The following is a 23,743-nucleotide window of genomic DNA, read 5'->3' as shown; positions in this document are numbered from 1 at the left end:
AAACGCCCGGTTACATTTCGAACCCGGAAGCTAAGCCTTACAGCGCCGATGGTACTGCAGGGGGGACCCTGTGGGAGAGTAGGACGCCGCCGAACTCCTTTTAGAGCTCTGGCTCTTGGGCAGACAGCCCAAGAGCCAGAGCTTTTTTGCGTTGAGGTAGGGTCAGGGGGCATCGTTGGCTCATTTTCTACTGGAGGCCCCCGGGTGGAGGTCCAGGAGACTCGTGTTCAGACGGACCGGGTCCTCACCATCCCCAACATCCTCAGCATGGCGCGGCTCGTCGGCGTGCCCCTGTTCCTGTGGCTCATCCTGCGGCCCGAGTTCGGCGGCCCGAAGAGCGACGGCTGGGCACTTCTCGTGCTGGCCCTGAGCGGTGTCAGTGACTATCTGGACGGGAAGCTCGCGCGGCGCTGGAACCAGATCAGCAGCCTCGGCCGGCTGCTCGATCCGGCGGCCGACCGGCTCTACATCCTCTCCACTCTCGTCGGCCTCACCTGGCGCGAGATTCTGCCCCTCTGGTTGACCGCTGTACTGCTTGCGCGCGAACTGGTCCTGCTGGTGATGGTGGGCATCCTCCGCCGGCACGGCTATCCGCCGCCGCAGGTGAACTTCCTCGGCAAGGCCGCCACCTTCAACCTCATGTACGCCTTCCCACTGCTGTTGCTCAGTGACGGATCTGGCTGGCTGCCGTCACTCGCTGCTATTTTCGGATGGGCGTTCGCCGGATGGGGTACAACGCTGTACTGGTGGGCAGGAGTCCTCTACGTGGTACAGGTCCGCCGCCTGGTCCGAGCGGATGCCACGGCCGACTGACTCCCTCGCCCGTCGACGGTGACGGCGGTCCCCGATGGCCCGCTCTGGGAAAGTACGGGAGAATCTGCACGGGAGTAGTCGGCTAGACCGTCGTCTTTAGAGGAGGACGCTTCCGACATGAAGGCCGTCGTGATGGCCGGAGGCGAAGGCACTCGCCTTCGCCCCATGACCTCGAGCATGCCCAAGCCGCTTCTGCCGGTCGCCAACCGACCGATCATGGAGCATGTGCTGCGGCTGCTCAAAAGGCATGGGCTCAACGAGACCGTCGTAACAGTGCAGTTCCTGGCGTCACTGGTCAAGAACTACTTCGGTGACGGTGAAGAGCTCGGCATGGAGCTCACCTATGCCAACGAGGAGAAGCCACTCGGTACCGCCGGAAGCGTCAAGAACGCCGAAGAGGCATTGAAGGACGATGCCTTCCTCGTCATCTCCGGTGACGCCCTGACCGACTTCGACCTCACCGAGCTGATCAATTTCCACAAGGAAAAGGGCGCGATGGTCACGGTCTGCCTGACCCGTGTGCCCAATCCGCTGGAATTCGGCATCACCATCGTCGACGAGGAAGGCAAGGTCGAACGCTTCCTGGAGAAGCCGACCTGGGGCCAGGTCTTCTCGGACACCGTGAACACGGGCATCTACGTCATGGAGCCCGAGGTGTTCAACTACGTCGAGGCCGACGTGCCCGTGGACTGGTCCGGTGACGTCTTCCCGCAGCTCATGAAGGAGGGCAAGCCGATCTACGGCTTTGTCGCCGAGGGCTACTGGGAGGACGTCGGCACGCACGAGAGCTATGTGAAGGCGCAGGCCGACGTCCTGGAGGGCAAGGTCGACGTCGACATCGACGGCTTCGAGATCTCGCCGGGCGTATGGGTCGCGGAGGGCGCGGAAGTGCATCCGGACGCCGTTCTGCGCGGGCCGCTGTACATCGGTGACTACGCCAAGGTGGAAGCCGGCGCCGAGATTCGCGAGCACACGGTGGTGGGCTCCAACGTCGTCGTGAAGAGCGGTGCCTTCCTGCACAAGGCCGTGGTGCACGACAACGTCTATGTCGGGCAGCACAGCAATCTGCGCGGATGCGTCGTCGGCAAGAACACCGACATCATGCGGGCGGCTCGCATCGAGGACGGGGCCGTCATCGGTGACGAGTGCCTGATCGGCGAAGAATCGATCGTGCAGGGCAATGTGCGGGTCTACCCGTTCAAGACGATCGAGGCCGGCGCCTTCGTCAACCAATCGGTCATCTGGGAGTCCCGCGGACAGGCCCATCTCTTCGGCGCCCGAGGTGTGTCCGGCATCCTCAACGTGGAGATCACGCCGGAGCTGGCCGTGCGGCTGGCCGGCGCATACGCCACGACCCTCAAGAAGGGCTCCACGGTCACCACGGCCCGCGACCACTCCCGTGGTGCCCGGGCGCTGAAGCGGGCGGTGATCTCCGCGCTGCAGGCCAGCGCCATGGACGTACGAGATCTGGAGAACGTGCCGTTGCCGGTGGCGCGGCAGCAGACCGCTCGGGGAAGCGCCGGCGGCATCATGATCAGGACGACGCCCGGGGTGCCGGACTCGGTCGACATCATGTTCTTCGACTCCCAGGGCGCCGACCTCTCGGCGGGAGGGCAGCGCAAGCTCGACCGCGTGTTCGCCCGGCAGGAGTACCGGCGTGCGTTCCCCGGCGAGATCGGTGACCTGCACTTCCCGGCCAGCGTCTTCGACTCCTACACGGGGTCGCTGCTGCGGAACGTGGACACGACCGGCATCGCCGAGTCGGGGCTGAAGGTCGTCGTCGACGCCTCCAACGGCAGTTCCGGCCTGGTGCTGCCGAGCCTGCTGGGCAAGCTCGGTGTGGACTCGCTGACGATCAATCCCGGTCTCGACGAGTCCCGGCCGACCGAGACGACGGAGATGCGCCGTGCGGGGCTGGTGCGGCTCGGTGAGATCGTGGCGTCTTCGGGTGCCGCGTTCGGTGTGCGGTTCGACCCCGTCGGCGAGCGGCTGTCGCTGGTGGACGAGAAGGGCCGGATCATCGAGGACGACCGGGCCCTGCTGGTGATGCTCGACCTGATCGCCGCGGAGCGGCGCAGCGGCCGGGTGGCGCTGCCGGTGACGACGACGCGGATCGCGGAGCAGGTGGCCGCGTACCACGGCACCCAGGTGGAGTGGACGACCACCTCGCCCGACGACCTGACGAGGGTCGGCGGCGAGGAGGGCACCATCTTCGGCGGTGACGGCAAGGGCGGCTTCATCGTCCCCGAGTTCAGCAGCGTCTACGACGGTACGGCCGCCTTCGTGCGGCTGATCGGTCTGGTGGCGCGGACGCAGCTCACGCTCAGCCAGATCGACGCGCGGATTCCGCGGGCGCACGTGCTCAAGCGCGATCTGGCGACCCCGTGGGCCGTCAAGGGGCTCGTGATGCGCCGGGTCGTCGAGGTGGCGGGAGACCGCCATGTGGACACCACGGACGGCGTGCGTGTGGTGGAGCCCGACGGGCGCTGGGTGATGGTGCTGCCCGACCCGGCCGAGGCGGTCACCCACCTGTGGGCGGAGGGCCCTGACGACGCCTCCGCTCAGGCCCTGCTGGACGAGTGGTCGGCCGTCGTGGACAGCGCGGGACGCTGAAAACAACTGCACACCTGCGTGCCGGACAAGGCGCCCTAACGGGGGTCTGTCCGGCACGCCGGTGGGGCCATTCGGAGGAATCCGTCGCGACGTGCGACGATGTGCGGCATGCCGCAGCAGCCCCCCGTTCGGAGCACTCGTACGCCACCGTCGCGGCCGGACGCGTCCATGTCGCTGCTCACCAACGTCATGGACCACAGCCTCGACGACGGCTATGCGGAGGCTGCCGCCCGTAAGAAGGCGGCCGGCTCGGGGGGCCTGCCGAGGACGCTGCGGGCGAAGCTGGGCCTCGCCGCCGGTCTCGTGCTCGCGGCGCTCGTGGTCACCGTCGGTGCCGCACAGGCGCGTGTGGCGGCGCCGGTCGTCGCCAAGGAGCGCCAGGAGCTGCTCGACCGGATCGACCGGGAGACGAAGACGGCCGACGACCTCGAGGGCGCCGTCGACCAGCTGCGCGACGACGTCGGCGCGCGGCAGCGCGAGGCGCTGAAGAAGAGCGGCGGTGGCGAGCAGGCGGAGCTGGTGGGCATCCTGTCCGGGGCGACCGCGGTGCACGGGCCGGGCGTGAAGCTGGTCGTCGACGACGCCAAGGAAGCCAGTTCCGGTGGCGGCGCCAACCCCCGGGAGACCACCGGATTCTCGGACACGGGCCGGGTGCGCGACCGGGACATGCAGCGGGTGGTCAACGGCCTGTGGGCGTCCGGCGCCGAGGCCGTGGCGATCAACGGGCAGCGGCTGACGGCACTGTCCGCGATCCGCGCCGCGGGGGACGCGATACTGGTCGACAACAAACCTCTGGTGCCGCCGTACACGGTGCTGGCGGTGGGGGACGGCGAGCGGCTGAGCACGCGGTTCCAGGACAGCGCGGACGGGCTGTATCTGAACGCCCTGCAGGAGAACTACGGCATCCGCACCAACATCTCCGTGCAGAGCGACCTCCGGCTGCCGGCCGCACCGAGCGTGATCGTACGTACAGCACAGCCGAACACGGGAAAGACTGAGAAGGGCACATCGTGATCGCCGTACTGGGCCTCGTCGTGGGAGTCGTGGCCGGCCTGTTGGTCCGGCCGGAGGTTCCGGCGGTCGTCGAGCCGTATCTGCCGATCGCCGTCGTGGCGGCGCTGGACGCCGTCTTCGGTGGTCTGCGGGCCATGCTCGACGGCATCTTCGACGACAAGGTCTTCGTGGTCTCGTTCCTGTCGAACGTGGTGGTGGCCGCGCTGATCGTGTTCCTCGGGGACAAGCTGGGCGTGGGCGCGCAGCTGTCCACGGGTGTCGTGGTCGTGCTCGGCATCCGGATCTTCTCCAACGCCGCGGCGATCCGACGGCACGTGTTCCGGGCGTGAGCGCGATGAGCAGCGAGGACGAGACGCCCGAGAACAAGAGCGAGCAGCGCGAGACCACCGAGCACAGGCTGCGCCGGGAGCTGCCCGAGGAGCGGCCGGCGCAGGCGCCCGAGGCCGCGGCCGGTCCCGTGGCCGCGCCGCAGGGTGGTGTGACCGGTCGGCAGCGGCTGGTGAAGGGGCTGTGGCCGCCGCGTGTCACACGGGCCCAACTGATCGTGGCTGTGCTGCTCTTCGGTCTGGGCTTCGGGCTCGCCGTCCAGGTCGCCTCCAACAGCGACAATGACAGTGCGCTGCGCGGTGCCCGGCAGGAGGATCTTGTCCGGATCCTCGATGAACTCGACGACCGCACGCAGCGTCTTGAGGACGAGAAGCAGGGCCTCGACAAGCAGCGCCAGGAGCTGGAGAACAGCTCCGACCAGGCCGAGGAGGCCCGCAAGCAGACCGTGGAGAAGGAACGGCAACTCGGCATTCTGGCGGGCACGGTGGCGGCGCAGGGTCCCGGCATCACGATGACCATCGACGACACGAAGGGGACGGTCCAGGCGGACATGCTGCTCGACGCGATCCAGGAGCTTCGCGCGGCGGGCGCGGAGGCGATCCAGGTCAACGATGTCCGGGTGGTCGCCGGTACCTATCTCACCGACTCGGACAAGACCGTGAGTGTCGACGGGAACAAGATCACCGCGCCTTATCGTTTCCAGGTCATCGGCAAGCCGCAGGACCTGGAACCGGCGCTCAACATCCCTGGAGGCGTGGTGCAGACCCTGGAGAAGGAGCAGGCCACCGTGACCGTCGAGCGATCGAACAAGATCGTCGTGGACGCCTTGCGAGCGGCGAAGCAGCCTGACTACGCTCGGTCGTCCTCCCAGTGAACCGTGGTTGCATGGGGGGCGTCGCACGAGGGCATGAGGTTGCGGGGGGTCGGCGCACCGAAGAGGTGGTGCGTGGTGGAAACTGTTTGGTGGATACGGACGTTGTGAGGATGTCCGGGTCGACCGGTGTGTTCAGTCAGGGTTCGTCCTGCCCCACGGGCGGGTCTGTTTCGGTCAAGGGGAATCGCCCGTGAAGTTGTTTGCGAGGTTGTTCGGCAAGAGCGCGCGAGAGGGCAGCGAGAGCAACGCGACCGCTCGCCATCGCGCCCAGCCGGACGAAGAGGCACAGCGTCCGCTGTTCCGGGACCAGGTGGCTGGTCCGGGCGGTGGCATTTCCGGAGGTCAGGGCGCGCCGTCTGTTGACCCTGCCCAGGCCGGCGGCATAGGTTTCGGCCAACCGTCAACCTCAGGTACGGGTGGAGGGTTCACGTCCGACCCGTACGCGTCCCATGCCCCGGCGGGGCAGCCGCGGCAGGAGGATCCGTCCATGTCGGCCCTGGTCTGCACGAGGTGCGGTCACCGCAACGCGGAGAACAGCCGCTTCTGCAACAACTGCGGCTCGCCGCTGCGCGCCGGGGCGGTGCCGGAGCGCGCCTCGGAGACGACCTCCACGATCTCCATCTCCGGCATCGAGGCCTACGACTCCGAGGTCACTGGTCAGACGCAGCTCCCGGCGCTGTCCCCGGAGGCGCAGGCCGCCGTGGACGCGCTGCCGCTGGGGTCCGCGCTGCTGGTCGTGCGCCGCGGGCCGAACCAGGGCAGCCGCTTCCTGCTGGACGGTGAGCTGACCACGGCCGGCCGCCACCCGCAGAGCGACATCTTCCTGGACGACGTCACGGTCTCGCGCCGCCACGTGGAGTTCCGGCGCAGCCCGGACGGCACGTTCACGGTCGCCGACGTGGGCAGCCTCAACGGCACCTACGTCAACCGCGAGCGCATCGACCAGGTCGCCCTGCACAACGGCGACGAGGTGCAGATCGGCAAGTACCGGCTGGTCTTCTACGCGAGCCAGCGGGCCTACTGACCCTCCCTCGGACTGAGTCCGGGGGCACCCCCCAGGGAAGGTCCATGCTTCGAACACCGGGCGGCGGTGCCGGCCACGGCACCGCCGCGGCGGACAGTGGTCTGATGAGCATCGGCACGGTGCTGAACGTGCTGCGCGAGGAGTTCCCCGAGGTCACCATCTCCAAGATCCGTTTCCTGGAGTCGGAGGGGCTGATCGAGCCGCGGCGGACCCCTTCGGGGTATCGCAAGTTCAGCGCGCAGGACGTCGAGCGCCTCGGCCGGGTCCTGCGGATGCAGCGGGATCACTATCTGCCGCTGAAGGTGATCCGCGAGCACCTGGACGCCCTGGAGCGCGGTGAGAACGTCCGCGTTCCGACGCTCGGCCGGCAGCGGGACGGCGAGCAGGTGCCCGAGCAGCCCACCGTGGCCCGAATCGGCCGCTCCCAGCTGCTGGCCGCCGCGGAGATCGGGGAGCGGGAACTTGAGGAGTGGGAGTCGTACGGCCTGATCGCTCCGCTGGATGAAGGGGTGTACGACGCGGAGACGGTCACCGTGGCCACGCTGATCGCCCAGCTGGGCCGGTTCGGGATCGAGCCGCGCCATCTGCGCGTGATGAAGGCCGCCGCCGACCGCGAGGCGGGGCTGGTGGAGCAGGTGGTGGCCCCGCTCAAGCGTCACCGCAATCCGCAGACCAGGGTCCATGCCGAGGAGCGGACCAAGGAGCTGGCGGACCTCGCCGTGAAGCTGCACGCGGCCCTGGTGCAGACCGCTCTCGGGGTGCGGCTGCCCTGAGCCGGGCGGGCGCCGGATGTGATGATCATCCATGCGTTCCCGGCTCGACTACCCAAACATCCCGGGCACGGCCTAGGGTTGCTGTGTGAACGAGCTCGATGTCGTAGGTGTCCGGGTCGAAATGCCCTCCAACCAACCGATCGTGCTCCTGCGCGAAGTGGGAGGCGACCGTTACCTCCCCATCTGGATCGGGCCGGGGGAGGCGACGGCGATCGCTTTCGCCCAGCAGGGCATGGCCCCCGCGCGGCCGCTGACCCACGACCTGTTCAAGGACGTGCTGGAGGCCGTCGGTCAGGAACTCACCGAAGTACGCATCACGGACCTGCGTGAAGGCGTCTTCTACGCCGAGCTGGTCTTCGCCAGCGGGGTCGAGGTGAGCGCCCGTCCGTCCGATGCCATAGCGCTGGCGTTGCGCACCGGCACGCCGATCTACGGCAGTGACGCGGTGCTCGACGACGCTGGCATCGCCATTCCGGACGAGCAGGAGGACGAGGTGGAGAAGTTCCGCGAGTTCCTCGACCAGATCTCGCCGGAGGACTTCGGCTCCAGCAGCCAGTAGCCGTGCGAGACGCGGCCGGTGCGGGCCGGGAGACCCGGCTCGCGCAGGTCGCGGGACACGGTCCCGGCGGTCGACAATGTCGGCATGTGCCGATGGCGCGTGAGAGCGTCCTACGCCCTGCCTCGAGCGCATTCGGCTAGCCTTTCCCCGCGGTGGGGTACGGGAAACCACTCTTAGGGTGATTATCACTCGGCGTGCCGAGTGTGGCGGTCGTTGACGCACCCCTGGTGGCTGCCTACCTTCGAGAAGGCAGGTCGAGGACGGAGGTCGGCGTGGGAAGCAGCGGCGGCGGTAGGGCTGGTGGTGCCCCCGAACGCGGTTTCGGCGGGAGCGGTCCCTTTCCTTCCCCTGGCTCTCGGCTGCGCTCGAGCAGCGGGTGTCCCCATCCCGGCAGCGCGGCCGATCACGCTCCGCAGCGACCGACGGCCGTGCCGAGCGGCGGAGAGGCGACGTCCATGGCGTCCGAGGAGATCGGCTACCGCGGTCCGACGGCCTGTGCGGCCGCCGGGATCACCTACCGGCAACTCGACTACTGGGCCCGCACCGGACTCGTCGAGCCCAGCGTGCGGCCCGCCTACGGGTCGGGTACGCAGCGCCTGTACAGCTTCCGCGACGTCGTCGTCCTGAAGATCGTCAAGCGGTTCCTCGACACCGGGGTGTCGCTGCAGAACATCCGCACCGCCGTCCAGCACCTGCGTGAGCGGGGCTTCAGCGACCTGGAGCGGATGACGCTGCTCAGCGACGGCGCGACCGTCTACGAGTGCACCTCGCCCGACGAGGTGCACGCCCTGCTGCAGGGCGGACAGGGCATCTTCGGCATCGCCGTCGGCGTGGTCTGGCGGGACGTGGAGCACGCGCTGTCCCAGCTGCACGGGGAGCGTGTCGACACGGGTGAGACCCTCGTCGGGCACAACCCCGGGGACGAGCTGGCGCGCAGGCGCAACCGGGCCGTCTAGGCCGGGGCTCGGCCGCGGCCACGCGACGCGGCGCCGGCTCTGCCGCAGCGGAACGGTGTCAGCTCCGCTGCCGCGGGGAGGTGCCGCCGCGGCGTCGGGGCGGCGTTGTCAGTGGTGTGGTGCAGGATCGGACATGTGAGGACCGCGCCCACGATTCTGCATCTGGACATGGATGCCTTCTTCGCGTCGGCGGAGCAGGCGTCCAAGCCCAGCCTGCGCGGGAAGGCCGTAGTCGTGGGCGGGCTCGGGCCACGCGGGGTGGTGGCCACCGCGTCGTACGAGGCGCGGGTGTTCGGGGTGCATTCGGCGATGCCGACGGCCCAGGCGCGCCGGCTGGCACCGAACGCCGCGTATCTCACGCCTCGCTTCACCTTCTACCGGGCGATCAGCGAGCAGGTGATGGGGCTGCTGCGGGCGCTGTCGCCACTGGTGGAGCCGCTCAGCCTGGACGAGGCGTTCGTGGACCTGGAGGCCGGGGGAGTCGCCTGGGACCGCGAGTCGGCGCAGCGGGCGGGGCTGAAACTGCGCGCGGACATCCGGGCCGTCACCGGGCTGACCGGGTCGGTGGGGCTCGCCGCGTCCAAGATGCTCGCCAAGATCGCCTCGGAGCGGGCCAAGCCGGACGGGCTGGTGCTGATCGAGCCGGGCACCGAGCGGGCGCTGCTCGGGCCGCTGTCGGTGCGGACCCTGCCCGGGGTCGGACCGGCGACCGGCGACCATCTGCGGCGAGCGGGGATCACCACGGTCGACGAGATCGTGGAGGCCGGGGAGGACGAGCTGGTCCGGTTGCTGGGCAAGGCCCACGGGCACGGTCTGTACAGCATGGCGCTGGCGCACGACGAGCGGCCGGTGGTGGCGGAGCGCGAGGCCAAGTCCGTCTCGGTCGAGGACACCTACGACGTGGACATCCACGACCGGCTGCGGATCGGGCTCGAGGTCCAGCGGCTGGCCGACCGGTGCGTGCGGCGGCTGCGCTCCGCCGGGCTGTCCGGGCGGACCATCGTGCTGAAGGTACGGCGGTACGACTTCTCGACGCTGACCCGGTCGGAGACGCTGCGCGGGCCCACGGACGACCTCGCGGTGGTCCGGGAGGCGGCGCTGCGGCTGCTGGACGCGGTGGACACGACGGGCGGGGTGCGCCTGCTGGGCGTCGGCGTCACCGGACTCGCCGACTACACGCAGGAGGATCTGTTCGCGCAGGCGGCGGGGGAGCGGGCGCGGGCGGAAGGGCCTCAGGAGGACGACGCCGATCACGCGCCGCAGCCCCTTCCCGAGGAACCTGAGCAGGTGGAGCGGCACTGGCTGCCGGGGCACGACGTACGGCACACCGAGTACGGGCACGGGTGGGTCCAGGGCAGCGGCCTGGGCCGGGTCACGGTCCGCTTCGAGACACCGGACTCGGAGCCGGGCCGGGTCAGGACGTTCCGGACGGACGACCCTGCGCTGGAGCCGGCGGAACCGCTGCCGCTGGTGCGGCGAAGACCGGACGCTGCGACGGCAGGCCAGGACGCCTCGGTGACACGCCAGGACGCCTCGGGGACAGCCCAGGACGACTCGCTGACAAGTCCCGACGGCTCGGCTTCGGGGGTCGTCGGCCTGGGGGCCGGAGCCGACGGGCGAGTGGCGGAGCGTGGTGCTTAGCGCGGAGGCGCCGGCGGTGGAGGGGGCGTCGGCGGCTCCGCCCCCTCCGACAGATCCGCCGGACCCGTCAGGACTCCTCCGTTCCGGCCAGTTTGCCGAAGTCGTGGTCCTGGAGCGGGGCAGGGGCGGCGATGTCGAGGCCGTAGTGGTGGTAGAGCTGGAGTTCCTGCTCCGGGGAGAGGTGGCGGCCCACGCCGAAGTCGGGGGCGTCCTTGATCAGGGCGCGCTCGAAGGGGACGTGCAGTGCGCCCTCGATCAGTTCGCTCGGCTCCAGCGGGACGAAGGCGTCCCGGCTGAACAGGCCCGTTCGTATGGCGGCCCACTCCGGCACGCCCGTGGCGTCGTCGAGGTAGACCTCGTCGACGGTGCCGATCTTGACGCCGCTGCGGTCGAACGCCTTGCGGCCGATCAGGTTGCGCGGATCGATCTCGGTCTGCACGGGCCCTCCACTTGGTCGCAAGACTGTTGTAAGCACTACGAAAGAGCACAATCGTGACGGTGGCCACTCGAAGGCCCCGGCGTTGACCTCGCTGGTAGGCTGACAACGGCTGCTGACCCCGTGCGGGAGAGTCCTCCAGACTTCATCGGAGGCGCCGAAGGAGCAAATCCTCCCCGGAATCTCTCAGGCTCACGTACCGCACGGACGAGGTCACTCTGGAAAGCAGAGCGGGTGTCGACGGCTTCCGCTCTCACCGACGGTGAAAGCCGGGTGCTCTCGGGCGCTCCGGTGAAGCTCTCAGGTCGAGATGACAGAGGGGGAGGCCGTTCGGGTACCCGTGCCGTGGTGCCCCTCGAAGGTCGCGTCAGACCAGGAGGCCTCCGCAATGACCGCCCATCGCATTCCGCTCTCCGAGCTCGAGAAGGGGATTCCCTTCGAACAGCGCCACATCGGGCCCGACCACGAGGCTCGGGCCAAGATGCTCGCCCAGGTCGGGTACGGCTCTCTGGACGAGCTCACCGCCGCCGCGGTGCCGGATGTGATCAAGAACGCCGACGCCCTCGACCTGCCGGGTGCCCGCAGCGAGGCCGAGGTGCTCGCCGAGCTGCGCTCCCTCGCCGACCGCAACCAGGTCCTCGGTTCGATGATCGGCCTCGGTTACCACGGCACCTTCACGCCGCCGGTCATCCTGCGGAACGTCATGGAGAACCCGGCCTGGTACACGGCGTACACGCCCTACCAGCCGGAGATCTCGCAGGGCCGTCTCGAGGCGCTGCTGAACTTCCAGACCATGGTCGCCGACCTGACCGGTCTGCCCACCTCCGGCGCCTCCCTCCTGGACGAGGGCACGGCCGCCGCCGAGGCGATGGCGCTGTCCCTGCGCATGGGCAAGAACAAGAAGGGTCTCTTCCTGGTCGACGCGGACGCACTGCCGCAGACCATCGCCGTCATCGAGACCCGTGCCGAGCCGACCGGCGTCGAGGTCGTCGTCGCCGACCTCGGCGACGGCATCCCGGCCGACATCGCCGCCCGTGAGATCAACGGCGTGCTGATCCAGTACCCGGGCGCCTCCGGTGCCGTACGCGACATCAAGCCGGTCATCGACCAGGCGCACGAGCTGGGCGCGCTCGTCACCGTCGCCGCCGACCTGCTGGCGCTGACGCTGCTGAAGTCGCCGGGTGAGCTGGGCGCGGACATCGCGGTCGGCACCACCCAGCGGTTCGGCGTGCCGATGGGCTTCGGCGGCCCGCACGCCGGTTACATGGCCGTCCGCGAGAAGTTCGCGCGCAGCCTGCCGGGGCGGCTCGTGGGCGTGTCCGTGGACGCGGACGGGAACAAGGCCTACCGGCTGGCGCTGCAGACGCGTGAGCAGCACATCCGCCGGGAGAAGGCGACCAGCAACATCTGCACCGCGCAGGTGCTGCTGGCCGTGATGGCCGGAATGTACGCCGTCTACCACGGGCCTGACGGCCTCAAGGGCATCGCGCAGCGCACGCACCGGTACGCGACGATCCTCGCCGAGGGGCTGAAGGCCGGCGGTGTTGAGGTCGTGCACGGCGCCTTCTTCGACACCGTCACCGTGCGGGTGCCGGGCCGGGCCGCCGAGGTCGTCGCCGCCGCGCGGGACAACGGGGTCAACCTGTACCCGGTCGACGCCGACCACGTCTCCCTCGCCTGTGACGAGACCACGACCCGCGACCAGCTGGCGAGCGTGTTCGGTGCCTTCGGCATCGAGGGCGACATCGAGGCGCTGGACGCCGCCGCCGGTGACGCGCTGCCGCAGGACCTGCTGCGCAGCGACGCCTACCTGACCCACCCGGTCTTCCACCAGCACCGTTCCGAGACCGCCATGCTGCGCTACCTGCGCAAGCTGTCCGACCGCGACTACGCGCTGGACCGCGGCATGATCCCGCTGGGCTCCTGCACCATGAAGCTCAACGCGACCACCGAGATGGAGCCGGTGACCTGGCCGGAGTTCGGTCAGCTGCACCCCTTCGCGCCCGCCGAGCAGGCCGAGGGTTACCTCACGCTCATCCATGAGCTGGAGGACCGTCTCGCCGAGGTCACCGGCTACGACAAGGTCTCGCTGCAGCCGAACGCCGGTTCGCAGGGCGAGCTGGCCGGTCTGCTGGCCGTGCGCGGCTACCACCGCGCCAACGGCGACGAGCAGCGCACCGTCTGCCTCATCCCGTCCTCCGCGCACGGCACCAACGCCGCCAGCGCCGTGATGGCCGGCATGAAGGTCGTCGTCGTCAAGACCGCCGAGGACGGCGAGATCGACGTCGAGGACCTGCGGGCGAAGATCGAGCAGTACCGCGACCAGCTGGCGGTACTCATGATCACCTACCCGTCGACGCACGGCGTGTTCGAGGAACACGTCGCCGACATCTGCGCCCAGGTGCACGAGGCCGGCGGTCAGGTGTACGTCGACGGCGCCAACCTGAACGCGCTGGTCGGCCTCGCCAAGCCGGGCCACTTCGGCGGTGACGTCTCCCACCTGAACCTGCACAAGACGTTCTGCATCCCGCACGGCGGCGGCGGTCCCGGCGTCGGCCCGGTCGCGGTGCGCGAGCACCTCGCGCCGTATCTGCCGAACCACCCGCTGCAGCCCACCGCGGGTCCGGAGACGGGCGTCGGCCCGGTCTCGGCCGCGCCGTGGGGCTCCGCGGGCATCCTGCCCATCTCCTGGGCGTACGTCCGGCTCATGGGCGGTGAGGGCCTGAAGCGGGCGACGCAGGTCGCCGTGCTGTCGGCGAACTACATCGCCAAGCGCCTCGAGCCGCACTACCCGGTGCTCTACACCGGCCCCGGCGGCCTGGTCGCGCACGAGTGCATCATCGACCTGCGCCCGATCACCAAGGCGACCGGCGTGAGCGTGGACGATGTGGCCAAGCGGCTCATCGACTACGGCTTCCACGCGCCGACGATGTCCTTCCCGGTGGCCGGCACGCTGATGATCGAGCCGACCGAGTCCGAGGACCTGGCCGAGCTGGACCGGTTCTGCGACGCGATGATCGCCATCCGTGCGGAGATCGAGAAGGTCGGCTCCGGCGAGTGGCCCGCGGAGGACAACCCGCTGCGGAACGCCCCGCACACGGCCAATGCGCTCGGCGGGAAGTGGGAGCACGCCTACAGCCGCGAGGAGGCCGTCTTCCCGGCCGGTGTGTCGGCCGCGGACAAGTACTGGCCGCCGGTGCGCCGTATCGACCAGGCCTTCGGTGACCGGAACCTGGTCTGCTCGTGCCCGCCGCTGGACGCGTACGAGGACTGAGACACGCTGAGATGAGTCGAGGGCCCCCGGCTGGGGGCCCTCGTCCGTTTCAGGCCGTCGCCGGGACAACCTCTTGTCGATGGCAGCGGTCGGTTCTGTTGATCAGGGCCCGGACGGAGAAGCCGCGGGTCAGGCCGGGTACGCGTGAGTCTGCGCCGCCTTGACCGTCGCCCAGACCGGCGCGCCCGGGTGCAGGTCGAGTTCCGCCGCGGCGACCGTGGTGAGGTCGGCGGCCAGCGGCAGTTCCCCGGTGAGGTCGGCGCGGATCTGGTCGCCGTGGGTCTCCAGGCCGGCCACCTCGCAGCGCCACAGGTTGCGGGCGCTGGAACCGGTGGGGCGATCCCGGTGCAGGGTGACCGCGCCCGGCGGGAACGCGACGAAGACCGCGCCGGTGAGGTGCTCGGTCGTGGTGATCCCGGGGCCCGCCTCCAGCGTCACGGTGTGGCCGTCGGCCCGGCCGCGGTAGAGGTTCAGGCCGACCAGCTGGGCGATGTAGTCGGTGCGCGGGTGGCGGGCGATGTCGGCGGGGGTGCCCTCCTGGACCACCCGGCCGTGCTCGATCACCACCAGGCGGTCGGCGAGCACCATGGCGTCCAGCGGGTCGTGGGTGACCAGGACGGCCACGGCCTCGAACTCGGCGAGATGACGGCGCAACTGGGCGCGCACCTCGAGCCGGGTGCGGGCGTCCAGGGCGGCCAGCGGCTCGTCGAGGAGCAGCAGCCGGGGACGGGTGGCGAGCGCGCGGGCCAGGGCGACGCGCTGGGCCTGGCCGCCGGACAGGCGGCGCGGCTTGGCGCCGGCGTACTCGGCGAGGCCCATGCGCTTCAGCCACGCGGCGGCCTCGGTGCGGGCCTCGGCCTTGCTCGCGCCCCGGCAGCGCGGCCCGAACGCCACGTTGTCCAGGGCCGTCAGATGCGGGAAGAGGAGATAGTCCTGGAAGACGACACCGACCGGGCGCGATTCCGGCGGCGTACGGTCCAGGCTGGTGCCGTCGAGGCACAGCCGGCCACCACTCAGCGGGGTGAGCCCGGCCAGGGCGCGCAGGGCGGTGGTCTTGCCGGCGCCGTTCGGACCGAGCAGGGCGACGACGTCGCCGGGCGCGGCGGCCAGGGTCACGTCGAGCCGGAAGGTTCCGCGGTCGACGACGAGATGGGCGTCCAGGCCCTCGGCGCCTCGGGCGGGGGCGGTGGTCGTCGGCTTCTCGGTGTCGGTCATGAGGTGGTCATCCATCGGTCCCGCAGCCCCGCCAGCACGGCCACGGACACCGCGAGCAGCACCAGGCTGAGCGCGATGGCCGCCGCCGGGTCGTTCTGCAGCGCGAGGTAGACCGCGAGGGGCATGGTCCGGGTACGGCCGGGGAAGTTGCCGGCGAACGTGATCGTGGCGCCGAACTCGCCGAGTGCCCGCGCCCAGGCGAGCACCGCGCCCGCCGCGACACCCGGCGCGATCAGCGGCAGGGTGACCCGGCGGAAGGCGGTGAAGCGGGAGGCGCCCAGGGTCTGCGCTGCCTCCTCGTAGCGGCGGTCGGCAGCGCGAAGGGTGCCCTCGACGCTGATGACGAGGAAGGGCATCGCCACGAACGTCTCCGCGAGGACGACGCCGGTCGTGGTGAACGGCAGGGTGACGCCGAACCAGGAGTCCAGCCACTGCCCGATCACGCCGTTGCGGCCGAGGGCGAGCAGCAGGGCGACACCGCCGACCACGGGCGGCAGGACGAGCGGCAGGGTCACCAGGGCGCGCACGAGACCGCGGCCGGGGAACTCGGTGCGGGCCAGCAGCCACGCCAGCGGGACGCCGACGAGAATGCTCAGCGCGGTGGCCGCGGTGGCGCAGACCAGGGACAGCTGGAGCGCCTGCCACACCTCGGTGCTGGTCAGCTGGTCCGGCAGGCTGCGCCAGGGGGCCCGGATCAGCAGGGCGACCAGGGGCAGCACCAGGAACGCCAGCCCCAGCAGCGCCGGCAGCAGCAGGGGCAGGGGGACGCCCGAGCGGGCGCGGCGGCGCCGCGGACCGCCCTGAACGGTGTCCGCGGCGCCGGTCTCGCCCAGGGACGTCATGGCTTCAGGAACCCGGCCTCGGTCAGCACCTTCTGGCCCTCGGCGGACTTGACCAGGTCGATGAAGGCCCGGGCCGCGGTGGCGTTGGGGGCGTCCTTCAGCAGGGCGATCGGGTAGTCGTTGACGGCCTTGGCCGACTCGGGGAACTCCACGCCCTGCACCTTGTCACCGGCCGCCTTCACATCCGTCTTGTACACCACGGCGGCGTCGGCCTCCTTCAGCTCGACCTTCGTCAGGGCGCTCTTGACGTCCTGCTCGTAGGAGACCGGGGTGAGCGTCAGACCGCTCGCATCGAGGGCCTTCTGGGCGGCGGCGCCGCACGGCACCGTCTTGTCGCACAGCACGACCTTCAGGCCGGACTTGGTGAGGTCCTTCAGGGAGGCGACCTTGCCGGGGCTGCCCGGCAGGGTGGCGATCTCCAGCTGGTTGCGCACGAAGGTGGTCGGCGCCGCGGCCGTGTCCTGGGCGTCCGAGACGATCTTCATGGTCTTCGGGCTGGCGGCGGCGAACACGTCGGCGGGGGCGCCCCCGGTGATGCTCGCCGCCAGGGAGTCGCTGCCGCCGAAGTTGAAGCTGACCTCGGTGCCCGGGTGCTGCTTCTCGAATGCCTGGCCGAGGGCCGTGAAGCTCTCCTTGAGGGAGGCGGCCGCGAAGACGGTGACCGTGCCGGACACCTTCGGCGACGAGGCGCTCGACCTGCCCGAGCCGTCGGAGGTGCCGGCCGGACCGGACGAGTCGGAGGACGAGGAGCAGGCGCTCAGCACCAGCAGCGCGGCGGCCGACGCGCCGGCGATCGACAGGGTCCGGCGGGCGGGGCGGGTCATCACGGGGCGACTCCCTCAGTGCTCACGGTGGAGGCAGCCCGGTGGACCCCCTCCCATGCCCGATCATACTGGCGCATCTGCCAGGGAGAAGTCTGCTGTCGCATCGCATGAGCCAAGGTCGATGAGGCCACGGGTGGCATGTGCGTTCGTACGGTGCCGGTGGTCCGTTCCGCTGCGGTGCCGGCTCAGGCGCGGTCGATGTGTACGTTTGTCGACTTCACGCGGGCGGTGGCCTCCATGCCGACCTCCAGACCCAGCTCCTCCACGGCCTCCCGGGTCAGCAGGGAGACCAGCCGGTGCGGCCCGGCCTGGATCTCCACTTGGGCGGCCACGTCACCGAGCTTGATGGCGGTGACGATGCCGGGGAAGGCGTTGCGCGCGGAGGTGTACGGCGTCTCCTCCCCGTCGGTGCCCGCCTTGGCGAGTTCCACGGAGAACGCCGCCAGGTCCCGTCCCTCGATCAGCCGCCGTCCGCTCTCGTCGCGGTGGGTGGTCACGCGGCCGGCGTCCGCCCAGCGGCGCGCGGTGTCGGGGCTCACGCCGAGGAGCCGTGCTGCCTGGCCGATTGTGTAGGACTGCATGCCGGTCACGATAAGGGCGCCGGCGGCGCGCACCCGATGCGGGGCGGCCGGTGTGTCAGCCCGTGTGGACGCGGGGGCGCCGCTCACGGTCCGGTTCGGCCTCCCGCAGCACCTCGCGCGTCACCGGGGCGACCTCGCCCGAGCCGAACAGGAAGAAGCGCAGGAAGTTGGTGAACGGATTGCCCTCGGTCCACTCGAAATAGATGTGCGGGGTGCAGGCCGTGGTGTCCCGGACGTGCAGCAGCAGCGCCGCCAGGGCGTTGGGCACGGAGGGGGACTCCAGGGTGAGGACCCGGTAGCGGCCGTGCAGGACCTCGCCGCGCACGGTGAGGCCTCCCTCGAACTCGGAGGGGTCGGTGACGGTCACCTCGGCGAAGACGAAGTCGTCCCGCTCCGGCATGTCGTTGTCCTCGCGGATCTGCTCGATCTTGTCGCGGTACTCCGCCTTGTCGCGCCGGTCGGGCTCGTTGGCGATGAAGCGCATCTTCCGGCTGGCCATGTCCCGTATGAACCGCTCGGCCATCGGGTCGAGCGTCACGCTGGTCACCCGCAGCTCGAAGGCGCGCAGCAGGCGCGACAGCAGGGAGATGAGGATGATGCCGGCGATGAAGCAGGCACCGATCTTCACGCCGTCCGGGCGCTCGATGACGTTGACGACCGTGGTGTAGAGGAACACCGCCGAGATCACCGCGAAGCCGATGGTCCAGCCGCGCTGGCCGGCCTTGCGGGCGGCGATGGTCACCGCGATCGCGGCGGAGCTGATGAGCACCAGCACGCCGGTGGCGTAGGCGCCGCCCTGCTTGTCGACGTTGGCGTCGAAGATCCAGGTGACCAGGAACGCGACCAGGATGAAGACGAGGACCATCGGGCGCACCGCGCGGGCCCAGTGCGGGGCCATGCCGTAGCGGGGCAGGTACCGGGGCATCAGATTGAGCAGCCCGGCCATCGCGGAGGCTCCGGCGAACCAGAGGATGGCGATGGTGGAGATGTCGTAGACCGTGCCGAAGGCGCCGCCGAGGTAGTGGTGGGCGAGGTAGGCCAGCGCGCGGCCGTTGGCGGCGCCGCCCGGCTCGAACTCCCGCTCCGGGATCAGCAGCGTGGTGATGAAGCTGGTCGCGATCAGGAAGCAGCTCATGATCAGGGCGGCGGTGGTCAGCAGCTTCTTGGTGTCCCGGATACGGCCCGCCGGATCGGCCTCCGTGTCACCCGGATCGCCCTTCACGTGCGGCATCACCGCGACGCCGGTCTCGAAGCCGGAGAGCCCGAGCGCCAGCTTGGGGAAGACGAGCAGGGCCACACCGACCATTGCAAAAACGTTTCCGTGCTCTGCGGTCAGAGCGCTGGACCAGTCGGTGACGAGATGCCCGGCGGTGACCACGTGGTAGAAACCGACGATCACGACGACCACGTTCAGCAGCAGGTAGACGCCGACCAGGACGACGGCGACGCCGACCGCCTCCAGGAAGCCCTTGAGGAACACCGCACCGAGCAGGGCCACCAGCAGCAGCGTGATCAGCATCTGCTTGTCGTGCAGGACACCGGTCAGATGCGGGTTCTCCACCAGGTGCGTCGAGGCATCGGCCGCCGAAAGGGTGATGGTGATCAGGAAGTCGGTGGCGGCGAAGCCGAGCAGGGTGAGCACGAACAGCTTGCCCTGCCAGAACGACAGCAGCCGCTCCAGCATCGCGATCGACCCCTCGCCGTGCGGGCTCTCCTTCGCCACGCGGCGGTAGACGGGCAGTGCGCCCGCCAAGGTGACGATCACCAGCACGAGGGTCGCCACGGGGGAGAGCAGGCCGGCCGCGAGCGCGGCGATGCCGGGCTGGTAGCCGAGGGTGGAGAAGTAGTCGACACCGGTCAGGCACATCACCCGGTACCAGCGCTGTCCCTTGTGCGGGGACTCCGGCACGGCGTGCGGCCCGGTGTGGCCGCCGTCCTTGCCCATGTCGGACAGCCCTTCCAGCATCCAGGTGCGCAGGCGACTGGGAGGGGGGTGCTCGGTGGTGGCCATCGGGGTGCTCCTGAAGTGCGGCTCGGCGTGTGGATTCGGCCATCACGCTGGTCGGCGGCACCAGCGTATGCGGAGCGTGACGTGCGGGCCTTCGGATCACGGGCCGGGGGGCGTCAATCTTGCGTTAAGAGTGCCGGTGCCGGTGTGGTTCGAGTGCCGGTGGCGGTGGGCTCGGGGCGGGGGGACGGCTATTGCGCCGACGGAGAGTGCGCGGTGGCCGGCCCGAGGGGCCGGCAGACTCCCGGGCAGGTCCGGGAGGGGCGCCGGGACGGGTCCGCGGCGCCCCCTCGGGCACGGAACGCGCGTCGGCGGGGAGGCCGGCGTACCCGCGAGCGCCACGGCCGGGCCGGACCGCGACGTCGGTCGGTCGAGGTGCCGGGCGCTGTGCCCGCCGCTCATCGAAGCGGGCGGCGGGGGCGTGGACAACCCCCCGGGAAGGTTCTCTTACGGGGTCCTGACGTGGACGGGGGCTCGGCCGCCGCCGTCGGACGTGCGAACGCCCTCAACGGCGGGTCGGGTGGCTCAGGGAAGCGTCGACGCAGGACGCGAGAGGGGCGACAGGGCACTCGGCCGTCGGCCGGCCCGTCAGGCCCGAGCGGCGCTGATCCTTCCCGGGGCGCGTGAGCCGGCGGGGGCGCGCAGTGTGCGGGGCCGGTGCGCAGCGGTGGCTGCGGGCCGGCCCCGGGGAGGTGGTGGATCAGGCGGCCGTCATCACCCGGCCGGTGTCCAGCGGGCGGTGCGGCGCGATGATCTTGCCGTTCGGCAGGAGCTCGCCGGTGTCCTCGAAGAGGAGTACGCCGTTGCACAGCAGACTCCAGCCCTGCTCCGGGTGGTGCGCCACGAGACGGGCGGACTCCCGGTCGGCTGAGTCGGCTGAAGGGCACGGCGGCTGGTGCTGGCACATGGTGGGTGGGATCTCTCGCTCTGTTGTGGTCATGTCCGCCCCCGTTGGAAAGTCGGTCGGAACCCAGTGTTGCCCCACGGGCGTCAATCCGCAGGGATTTCGCAGCACCGCTTCTTCACAGAATGATGACGCATCACCTGCGCGGCCGGTTCAGCCGACTGACGTGCACATTCAGGTGGTTTCCGATGGCCGTGGGTGACTAGTCCGGACGGGTGGGGCGACATTCGAACTCGTCCGAGCGAAGAATTGCTCGTACGAGCGAATTGACAGCGGAGTTACCACGTGCGCGGGCCCCGCTTCCAATGCGGAGGCGGGGCCCGGTGTGGCGGAGGTCAGGCGGGCTGGCCGAGCAGCGGGGCCGGGGTGGCCCGCAGGGTGAGGACGGGCAGCAGGTCGGAGACCGGGTGCGGGCGGTGGGCGGCGATCCCCGGCGGCGCGGGCGCCAGCGGCACCAGCAGGTCCGTGGCCTGCGGATGTCCCGCTGCCCCGTCCGCCGCGCAGTCCCCGTGCAGCCACAGGGTGAGCATGTACAGCCCGGGCACGGACAGCAGCCGCGCCTGATACGGCTGCGCCACCGACTCGGCCTGGCGCAACGCCCGCTCGGTGGAGGCGACGTAGGGCCCTTCGAAGAAGTGCGAGAAGGCCCAGCCGTCGGGTGTCAGCCGGGTCTCGGCCGCCGCCACCGCGCGGTCGCCGCAGCGGATCAGGAAGCGCCAGCCGGCCAGCCGCGTGGCCCGCACCCCCTCGGGGGTGATCGCGTCCAGCACGTGCACGGGCAGCGGCAGATCGGGCGTCGCGGGCCCCTCGGCGTTGCGGAGGGAGGGAGTGGGTGCTTGGCGGACCGCGGTCGGGGAACCGAGTGCCGTGAGGACGGAGCGAAGTGCGGGCGCGGGAGCCGGGGGTACATGCAGCGGCATGGTGGGTCGCCTCTCATTCGGCAGGCACGGTGGCGTGAGGGCGGGGCGTGGGCGGACGACGCTGTCAGCTCTCGAGATCAGGGGTCGGCAAGGCGGGGTCCTGGGTCGGAGTGTGAAAGAGGTGCGCAGCGGCCCGTCGTCCGTCACCTTCGACGACAAGCCTTCGACCGCGGGCGCCAACCTGCTGCCCTGTCGGGCGAGTTTATACGACACATGTTCAGCCTGTGTTTCATCTAGCCGCTTCCGGAGCACACGACAAGAGACTATTCGGTCGGCGATTCGCGGGAATCATCCCGATTCCACAGGGGCTGAACGGCGGTGACCTCGGGAAGTGCAGTTCCAGCGGTCGGCCAATTCTCGTCGGCGTTTTTTACGAGATCCATTCCCGGGGAAAATGCCCGGAGCCGTATGCCTTGCGAATGTGCCACTGGACAACCCGCCGGACAACCCGGCAAGCCTAGCCGCTCACGCTCGTGCGCGCATGCGTTATGGATCGCTTCGGCTGGGCATCATCCCCCGTGCACCGGACACCGGAGGCCCGATGACCGGGCACCCGCCCCACCTGAGGAAGGGATGCTTCGATGGGCGAGAAGGTCGTGGCAGGCTCGTTCGACCTGTCCGATCGCCAGCGCTACCGCGACAAGCTGCAACAGTGCCTGACGGGACTGGAGCGGCTTCTGGCACAGCAGCGGTTCGATCGTCCGAAGAACCTGATGGGGCTGGAGATCGAGCTGAATCTGGTGGGCGCCGACGGCCTGCCGAAAATGCTGAACGCCGAAGTGCTGGAACGGATCGCGAGCCGGGACTTCCAGACCGAACTCGCCATGTTCAACCTGGAAGTGAACATAGCCCCCCACCGGCTCGGAGACCGGGTATTCGACCGGCTCGCCGAGGAACTCCGCATCGCGCTCGCCTACGCGGACCGCAAGGCGGCCGAGGTCGACTCCGGAATCGCGATGATCGGGATTCTGCCCACGCTGGACCGGGACGACCTGGTCTCGTCCAATCTTTCCGACGTGGACCGCTACACCCTGCTCAACGACCAGATCGTCGCCGCCCGCGGTGAGGACTTCACGCTCGACATCGAGGGCGTGGAACATCTGCGCTGCACGTCCAGGTCGATCACCCCGGAGGCGGCCTGCACCTCCGTGCAGCTGCACCTCCAGGTCACCCCGGGCCGCTTCGCCGACGTGTGGAACGCCGCTCAGGCCGTCGCCGCCGTGCAGGTGGCCCTCGGTGCCAACTCGCCGTTCCTGTTCGGCCGCGAGCTGTGGCGCGAGTCGCGGCCGCCGCTGTTCCAGCAGTCCACCGACACCCGACCGCCCGAGCTCAAGGCCCAGGGTGTGCGGCCGCGCACCTGGTTCGGCGAGCGGTGGATCACCTCGGCGTACGACCTGTTCGAGGAGAACCTGCGCTACTTCCCGGCGCTGCTGCCGATCTGCGACGAGGAGGACCCGCTCGCGGTGCTCGACGCCGGCGGCACCCCCAGGCTCGCCGAGCTGGTCCTGCACAACGGCACGGTCTACCGCTGGAACCGGCCCGTCTACGACGTCGCCGACGGCGTCCCGCACCTGCGCGTGGAGAACCGCGTGCTGCCGGCCGGCCCGACCGTCACGGACGTGGTCGCGAACGCGGCCTTCTACTACGGCGTCGTCCGCGCCCTCGCCGAGGACACGCGGCCGGTGTGGAACCGGCTGCCGTTCGAGGCCGCCGCCGCCAACTTCGACACCGCCTGCCGCTACGGCATCGACGCCCGCCTGGAGTGGCCGCGGCGCGGCCGGCTCGGCGGCACGACCACCGTCGACGCGGTCAGCCTCGTCCGGGACGAGCTGCTGCCGCTGGCGGAGGCGGGGCTGGACGCGTGGGGCATCGAGCCCGCCGACCGCGACCTGTACCTCGGCGTGATCGACGAGCGGTGCCGGCGGCGCGCGAACGGGGCGACCTGGCAGGCGGCCACCTTCCATCGCGCGCAGGAGAAAGGCCTGTCCCGCGAGGCGGCCCTGGCCGCGACGACCCGGCGCTACTGCGAGCTGATGCGCAAGGGCGACCCGGTCCACAGCTGGCCGGTGGGGCTGCCGGAGCCGGCGCCGCTGGGGTGAGCGGCGCCCCTGCGGGGCGAGTGGCGCTTCGCGGGGTGCCTCGCCC

Annotated in this window: 20 protein-coding genes, 1 rRNA gene and 1 riboswitch; of the genes, 13 read left to right on the top strand and 8 right to left on the bottom strand. The window is 70.3% G+C overall.

Going from position 1 to position 23,743, the window contains the following annotated elements; genetic code table 11:
• The 11 genes from rrf to ACF1GV_RS20855 all read left to right on the top strand — a co-directional run.
• Nucleotides 1–95: ribosomal RNA gene (gene rrf, locus ACF1GV_RS20905) — 5S ribosomal RNA — on the top strand; the annotation flags it as partial.
• 109 nt (nt 96–204) lie between these two features.
• Entirely contained in the window at nt 205–813 is a 609-nt protein-coding gene (locus ACF1GV_RS20900) for a CDP-alcohol phosphatidyltransferase family protein (RefSeq protein ID WP_361626716.1), read from the top strand.
• Nucleotides 814–930: 117 nt separating this feature from the next.
• Nucleotides 931–3,426, top strand: a complete 2,496-nt coding sequence (locus ACF1GV_RS20895) for a sugar phosphate nucleotidyltransferase (RefSeq protein ID WP_391682913.1) — start codon at nt 931–933, stop codon at nt 3,424–3,426.
• Nucleotides 3,427–3,534: 108 nt separating this feature from the next.
• Nucleotides 3,535–4,440: a DUF881 domain-containing protein gene (locus ACF1GV_RS20890; RefSeq protein WP_391682910.1), complete on the top strand. Its 906-nt coding sequence runs from the start codon at nt 3,535–3,537 to the stop codon at nt 4,438–4,440.
• Nucleotides 4,437–4,769 carry a small basic family protein gene (locus ACF1GV_RS20885; protein WP_003988855.1) on the top strand — a complete coding sequence of 111 codons (333 nt, stop codon included), beginning with the start codon at nt 4,437–4,439 and terminating at the stop codon, nt 4,767–4,769. Before ACF1GV_RS20890 ends, ACF1GV_RS20885 begins: the two co-directional genes overlap by 4 nt.
• Before the next feature lie 5 nt (nt 4,770–4,774).
• Nucleotides 4,775–5,641 (top strand): DUF881 domain-containing protein, encoded by an 867-nt coding sequence (locus tag ACF1GV_RS20880; protein WP_391682908.1) that lies wholly within the window; start codon nt 4,775–4,777, stop codon nt 5,639–5,641.
• 190 nt (nt 5,642–5,831) lie between these two features.
• A complete protein-coding gene (locus tag ACF1GV_RS20875; RefSeq protein WP_363265696.1) occupies nt 5,832–6,665 on the top strand; it encodes an FHA domain-containing protein in 834 nt (277 codons plus the stop codon).
• Between the two features lie 44 nt (nt 6,666–6,709).
• On the top strand, nt 6,710–7,438 hold the full coding sequence (locus tag ACF1GV_RS20870) for a MerR family transcriptional regulator (protein ID WP_391682905.1): 729 nt from the start codon (nt 6,710–6,712) through the stop codon (nt 7,436–7,438).
• Nucleotides 7,439–7,523: 85 nt separating this feature from the next.
• Nucleotides 7,524–7,997, top strand: a complete 474-nt coding sequence (locus ACF1GV_RS20865; RefSeq protein ID WP_363265694.1) for a bifunctional nuclease family protein — start codon at nt 7,524–7,526, stop codon at nt 7,995–7,997.
• 272 nt (nt 7,998–8,269) lie between these two features.
• Nucleotides 8,270–8,953, top strand: coding sequence for a MerR family transcriptional regulator (locus ACF1GV_RS20860; protein WP_391682902.1), 684 nt, complete (start codon nt 8,270–8,272; stop codon nt 8,951–8,953).
• Nucleotides 8,954–9,088: 135 nt separating this feature from the next.
• Nucleotides 9,089–10,594: a DNA polymerase IV gene (locus ACF1GV_RS20855; RefSeq protein WP_391682899.1), complete on the top strand. Its 1,506-nt coding sequence runs from the start codon at nt 9,089–9,091 to the stop codon at nt 10,592–10,594.
• 67 nt (nt 10,595–10,661) lie between these two features.
• Here ACF1GV_RS20855 and ACF1GV_RS20850 read toward each other — a convergent pair whose 3' ends face one another.
• The gene (locus tag ACF1GV_RS20850) at nt 10,662–11,033 is read right to left on the bottom strand and encodes a PRC-barrel domain-containing protein (protein ID WP_391682897.1); all 372 of its coding nucleotides are present in this window, start codon (nt 11,031–11,033) and stop codon (nt 10,662–10,664) included.
• 113 nt (nt 11,034–11,146) lie between these two features.
• Nucleotides 11,147–11,242, top strand: a riboswitch (glycine riboswitch).
• 176 nt (nt 11,243–11,418) lie between these two features.
• On the opposite strand from ACF1GV_RS20850, the gene gcvP reads away from it, so the two are divergent.
• Nucleotides 11,419–14,304 (top strand): aminomethyl-transferring glycine dehydrogenase, encoded by a 2,886-nt coding sequence (gene gcvP, locus ACF1GV_RS20845; RefSeq protein ID WP_391682893.1) that lies wholly within the window; start codon nt 11,419–11,421, stop codon nt 14,302–14,304.
• 129 nt (nt 14,305–14,433) lie between these two features.
• Here the strand turns inward: gcvP and ACF1GV_RS20840 are convergent, their stop codons facing one another.
• From ACF1GV_RS20840 to ACF1GV_RS20810, 7 genes are all read right to left on the bottom strand, one after another.
• The gene (locus ACF1GV_RS20840; RefSeq protein ID WP_391682890.1) at nt 14,434–15,519 is read right to left on the bottom strand and encodes an ABC transporter ATP-binding protein; all 1,086 of its coding nucleotides are present in this window, start codon (nt 15,517–15,519) and stop codon (nt 14,434–14,436) included.
• Nucleotides 15,516–16,361, bottom strand: coding sequence for an ABC transporter permease (locus tag ACF1GV_RS20835; RefSeq protein ID WP_391682887.1), 846 nt, complete (start codon nt 16,359–16,361; stop codon nt 15,516–15,518). The genes ACF1GV_RS20840 and ACF1GV_RS20835 overlap by 4 nt, the downstream gene beginning before the upstream one ends.
• Nucleotides 16,358–17,185, bottom strand: coding sequence for a molybdate ABC transporter substrate-binding protein (gene modA, locus ACF1GV_RS20830; RefSeq protein WP_391682884.1), 828 nt, complete (start codon nt 17,183–17,185; stop codon nt 16,358–16,360). Before modA ends, ACF1GV_RS20835 begins: the two co-directional genes overlap by 4 nt.
• A gap of 185 nt (nt 17,186–17,370) precedes the next feature.
• Nucleotides 17,371–17,766: a helix-turn-helix transcriptional regulator gene (locus ACF1GV_RS20825; protein ID WP_363265686.1), complete on the bottom strand. Its 396-nt coding sequence runs from the start codon at nt 17,764–17,766 to the stop codon at nt 17,371–17,373.
• A gap of 55 nt (nt 17,767–17,821) precedes the next feature.
• Nucleotides 17,822–19,777: an amino acid transporter gene (locus ACF1GV_RS20820; RefSeq protein ID WP_391682881.1), complete on the bottom strand. Its 1,956-nt coding sequence runs from the start codon at nt 19,775–19,777 to the stop codon at nt 17,822–17,824.
• A 697-nt stretch (nt 19,778–20,474) separates the two neighbouring features.
• A complete protein-coding gene (locus ACF1GV_RS20815; RefSeq protein WP_363265711.1) occupies nt 20,475–20,681 on the bottom strand; it encodes a DUF5999 family protein in 207 nt (68 codons plus the stop codon).
• A 332-nt stretch (nt 20,682–21,013) separates the two neighbouring features.
• Complete coding sequence (locus tag ACF1GV_RS20810; protein WP_391682879.1) at nt 21,014–21,598, bottom strand: hypothetical protein; 585 nt, start codon at nt 21,596–21,598, stop codon at nt 21,014–21,016.
• Nucleotides 21,599–22,179: 581 nt separating this feature from the next.
• Between ACF1GV_RS20810 and ACF1GV_RS20805 the strand changes: the two genes are divergently transcribed.
• Complete coding sequence (locus tag ACF1GV_RS20805; protein ID WP_391682876.1) at nt 22,180–23,697, top strand: glutamate-cysteine ligase family protein; 1,518 nt, start codon at nt 22,180–22,182, stop codon at nt 23,695–23,697.
• The last annotated feature ends 46 nt before the right edge of the window (nt 23,698–23,743 follow it).

Source organism: Streptomyces sp. NPDC014006 (genome assembly GCF_043088925.1).
Taxonomy (GTDB): Bacteria; Actinomycetota; Actinomycetes; order Streptomycetales; family Streptomycetaceae; genus Streptomyces.
Note: the sequence above shows the minus strand (reverse complement) of the source record. Positions and strands in the feature narration are given on the sequence as shown.